Annotated in this window: 3 protein-coding genes; all 3 read left to right on the top strand. The window is 70.1% G+C overall.

The window, feature by feature from the left end; genetic code table 11:
* Positions 1–1,158, top strand: a 1,158-nt coding sequence (locus ACE3UY_RS19715; protein ID WP_374689188.1) for a CaiB/BaiF CoA transferase family protein, incomplete at its 5' end; no start/stop codon positions are given.
* A gap of 10 nt (positions 1,159–1,168) precedes the next feature.
* Entirely contained in the window at positions 1,169–2,896 is a 1,728-nt protein-coding gene (locus ACE3UY_RS19710; protein ID WP_374689187.1) for an acyl-CoA dehydrogenase family protein, read from the top strand.
* A 48-nt stretch (positions 2,897–2,944) separates the two neighbouring features.
* A complete protein-coding gene (locus ACE3UY_RS19705; protein WP_374689186.1) occupies positions 2,945–4,261 on the top strand; it encodes an ATP-dependent 6-phosphofructokinase in 1,317 nt (438 codons plus the stop codon).
* The last annotated feature ends 183 nt before the right edge of the window (positions 4,262–4,444 follow it).

Genomic DNA, 4,444 nt, shown 5'->3' with positions numbered 1-4,444 from the left:
CTCGACTTCACCACCCTCCTTCCCGGCCCTTTCGCCACGATGATGCTGGCCGACCTGGGCGCGGACGTGGTGCGCGTCGAAGCGCCCAACCGGCCCGACATGGTGCGCTTCCTGCCCCCCTACGACGGCGACGCCTCTGCCTGGCACGGCGTCCTCAACCGCAACAAGCGCTCGCTGGGCCTCGATCTGAAGCGGCCGGAGGCGGTCGAGGTGGTGCGCCGGCTGGTCAGACCGGGCGGCTATACCATCGTCATCGAGCAGTTCCGGCCAGGCGTGATGGATCGGCTGGGCATCGGCTACGAGGCGCTGCGGGCGCTCAACCCGGCGCTCATCTATTGCGCCCTGACCGGCTACGGCCAGACCGGCCCCCTGCGCGACCGGGCGGGGCACGACAACAACTACCTGGCCCTCTCCGGCGCGCTCAGCTACAGCGGCCGGCGGGCGAGCGGCCCGCCTCCCCTGGGCATCCAGGTCGCCGACGTGGGCGGCGGGGCGTTCGGGGCGCTGGTCGGGCTGCTGGCGGCCGTCGTCCACCGCGACGCCACCGGTTGCGGTCAGTTCGTAGACGTCAGCATGTTCGATCTCATGGTCGCCTGGCAGGCCCACCTGATTAGCCACACCCTCGTCGCCGGGGAGACGCCCGAAGCGGAAAGCATGGCTCTCAACGGCGGGCGCGCCTATGACCTCTACGAGACGGCCGACGGCCGCTGGCTATCCGTGGGCAGCCTGGAGCCGAAGTTCTGGGAGGGGTTCTGCGCCGCCATCGGCCGGCCCGATCTCGTCGCGCCCGGCCTGGGGCTGGACGAGGCGGAACAGGCGCGGGTCAAGGCCGAAGTGCGCGCGGCCATCGCCGCCCGGCCGTTGGCCGAGTGGGCGGCCGTCTTCGCGCCGCTCGACGTGTGCGTGGAGCCGGCGCTCAACGTGCCGGAGATGCTGGCCCACCCCCAGACGGCGGCGCGCGGCCTGGTGGTGGATGTGCCCAGGCCGGGCGGCGGCGCGCAGCGGCAGGTCGCCAGCCCCTTCCGCTTCTCCGGCGGCGCGGCTGAGTACCGGCACACGGGCGCGGCGCTGGGGGCGCACACAAGCGAGGTACTGCGCGCGGCCGGCTATAACGAGGCTGAGATCGAGGCGTTGCGGAGCGCCAACGCGATCGTCTAGGAGTACAGACATGCTCTTTCAACCCTTTAATCAACCTGCCCCCCGACTGGGCAACCAGTATGACACAGACCGCGTCCTGCGCGCCTACCTGAAGCGCCGCCTGCCGCTGGAGATGCTGACCGCGGTCGAGCCGGCGCTGCGCGAGATGGGCGAGTTGGCCGGCGGCGAACTGTACGACTTGCAACTGGCCGACCGGTTGAATGAGCCGGCGCTGACCCAGTGGGACGCCTGGGGCGAGCGCATTGACCGCATCGACGTGACGCCGCTCTGGCGGCGGGCCGAGCGGCTGGCGGCCGAGTTCGGCGTCGTCGGCGCGGCCTACGACCCGACCTATGGCCGCTTTGCCCGGCTCCACCAGTTCGCCCTGGCCTACCTGTTCCACCCCTCTACCGACGTGTACACTTGCCCGCTGGCCATGACCGACGGCGCGGCGCGCACATTGCTGCTCAGCCGCAACCAGCCGCTCATCGACCGCGCCGTGCCCCACCTGACCAGCCGCGACCCGGCCACGTTCTGGACGAGCGGCCAGTGGATGACCGAATCGACCGGCGGCTCCGACGTGGGCCGCTCCGAAACCGTCGCCTGCCGCGCCGGCGAGAACGAGTGGCGGCTCTATGGGCGCAAGTGGTTCACCTCGGCCACGACCTCCCAGATGGCGCTGACGTTGGCCCGGCCGGAGGGCAACGAGCCGGGCGGGCGCGGGCTGGCCCTCTTCTACCTGGAGTTGCGCGACGAGAACGGACGGCTGAACCACCTGACCGTCAACCGGCTGAAGGACAAGCTGGGCACACGCAAGGTGCCGACGGCGGAACTCATGCTCGATGGCGCCCCGGCCGTGCCCGTCATGGAACTGGGCAACGGCGTGCGCAACATCGTGCCCATGCTGCACCTGACGCGGACGTGGAACAGCGTAATGGCCGCGGCCACCATGCGGCGCGGCCTGGCCCTGACGCGAGACTATGCGCAGCGGCGCGAGGCGTTCGGCGCGCCCCTCGCCCGCCAGCCGCTCCACGTCGATACCCTGGCCTGGTTGCAGGCCGAGGCCGAGGCCGCCTTTCACCTCAGCTTCTTCCTGGTCGAACTCATCGGCCAGGACGAGGCGGGCGACATTGCCCGGGAGGAGGCCGACCTGCTGCGGCTGCTGACCTCGCTGGCCAAGCTGACAACCGGGCGGCAGGCGGTGGCCGTGGCGACTGAGGTGCTGGAGGCCCACGGCGGCGCGGGCTACGTCGAGGATACCGGCCTGCCCCTGCTGCTGCGCGACAGCCAGGTGTTGCCCATCTGGGAGGGGACGACCAACGTGCTGGCCCTCGACACGCTGCGGGCGCTGGCCCACGGCGACGAGGGGCTGATGGCGCTGGGGCGCAAGGTGACGGCCATCAGCCGCAAAACGCGCGACGCTGACCTGCTGGCCGCGGCCCAGGCGGCTGAAGTCGCCGTCCACCACGCCCTGCGCTGGGTTAGCGGCGTGGCGGCCAACCAGCCGGCCGCCAACCGGCCGGCGCTGGAGGCCGGCGCGCGCCGCTTCGCCCTGACGCTCGGCCGGGCGCTGGCGCTGGCGCTGCTGGTGGAGGCCGCCGAGTGGTCGCTGGCCCACGAGCGGGATGGACGGGCGCGGGCGGCGGCGCTACGCTTCGCCCAGACGCCGATTGACTGGCTGATCGACGTGCCGGCCGATGCGGTGGCCGTGCATGCGCTGGCGAACGACGAGGCGCTGCCGGTTGGTAGATCAAGATAAAGAAGAATCCGCAGATTACGCAGATCTTTTGACAGAAGGAGAAGGCCCATGTCGGAGCACTATAGTCTGGCCTCTGTTGAGGAGTTGGGGATCACGTTTGAAGTGGATCGGTTGGGGCCGGGGACGCGGCCGACGACCATGCGCCTGACCGATTTTCCAGATGATGAGGCGCGAGTGCTGTTTCACACCGATCCGGTGGAGGTGCGCCGGCGCATCGAGGAGGGGCGCGACTTGCCGTCGTTCGAGCTGGCCGGGCCGCGCCGGCAGCTGTTCTTCGACGGGGCCGGGCTACGGGCGGGCATCGTCACCTGCGGCGGCCTCTGTCCCGGCATCAACGACGTCATCCGGGCCATCGTCCTCAGCCTGCACTACCACTACGGCGTGGAGACCATCTACGGCTTTCGCTACGGCTACGAGGGGCTGAATCCTGCCTTCGGCCACGAGCCGGTGATGCTGACCCCGGCGCGCGTCGAGAACGTCGGCGAGTTGGGCGGCACAATGCTGGGCACGTCGCGCGGCAGCCAGGACATCGGCGTCATGGTCGATGCGCTGGTGGCGCGCGGCGTCAGCCTCCTGTTCACCATCGGCGGCGACGGGACGCAGCGCGGGGCCGGGGCCATCGCCGAGGAGATCATGCGGCGCGGGCTGTCCATCGCCGTCGTGGGCGTACCCAAGACTATCGACAACGACATCTCCTTCATCGAGCGCTCCTTTGGCTTCGTGACCGCCGCCTCCGAGGCGCGCCGCGCCATCGAGGGTGCCCACAGCGAGGCCCTTGCCGCCCGCAACGGCATCGGGCTGGTCAAGCTCATGGGGCGCGAGTCGGGTTTCATCGCCGCTTACTCCGCCCTGGCCGACAGCCAGGTTAACTTCTGCCTGGTTCCGGAAGTACCCTTCACGCTGGCGGCCTTCCTGCCAGCGCTGGCCGAGCGGCTGGCCGAGCGGGGCCACGCCGTCATCGCCGTGGCCGAGGGGGCCGGGCATGATCTGATGGCCCAGACCGGCGAGCGCGACGCCTCGGGCAACGTCAAGCTGGGCGACATCGGCCTCTACCTGCGCCAAGCCATCCTCACCTACTGCAAGGAAGTGGGCATGGAGGTATCGCTCAAGTACATCGACCCCAGCTACATCATCCGCAGCCTGCCGGCCAACGCCTATGACTCAGCCTACTGCCTGCTGCTGGGCTACAACGCCGTCCACGCCGCCATGAGCGGCCGGACGAACATGGTCGTCGGCTACTGGAACAACCAGTACACCCACGTGCCCATCCCCCTGGCCGTCCACCGGCGCAAGCAGATCGACCCGGAGGGGTGGTTGTGGAACAACGTGCTGCTGGCGACGGGGCAGCCGCGCACGATGGCTTGAAAGAGCAGGGGGGCAGGGGAGCGGGGGTGCAGGGGAGCGTAGCAGGCGGCAAGCTCACCGATAGAATTGCATTCCCTTTCTCCCCCGCTCCCCTGCCCCCCGGCTCCCCCGCGCCTCCACCACGTAGTTGCCTCCCCCATCATCCCGGCGTAGAAGAAAGGGAGCATGCGCCGCGGGGCGCGT

This window comes from Promineifilum sp. (SeqCode), assembly GCF_041918635.1.
Lineage (GTDB): Bacteria > Chloroflexota > Anaerolineae > Promineifilales > Promineifilaceae > Promineifilum.
This window is presented reverse-complemented; position numbering and strand designations above follow the sequence as displayed.

Bases quoted from the DNA above. Each gene is read 5' to 3' on its own strand.
- ACE3UY_RS19710 (WP_374689187.1), top strand. From the start codon at position 1,169: ATGCTCTTTCAACCCTTTAATCAACCTGCCCCCCGACTGGGCAACCAG.
- ACE3UY_RS19705 (WP_374689186.1), top strand. From the start codon at position 2,945: ATGTCGGAGCACTATAGTCTGGCCTCTGTTGAGGAGTTGGGGATCACG.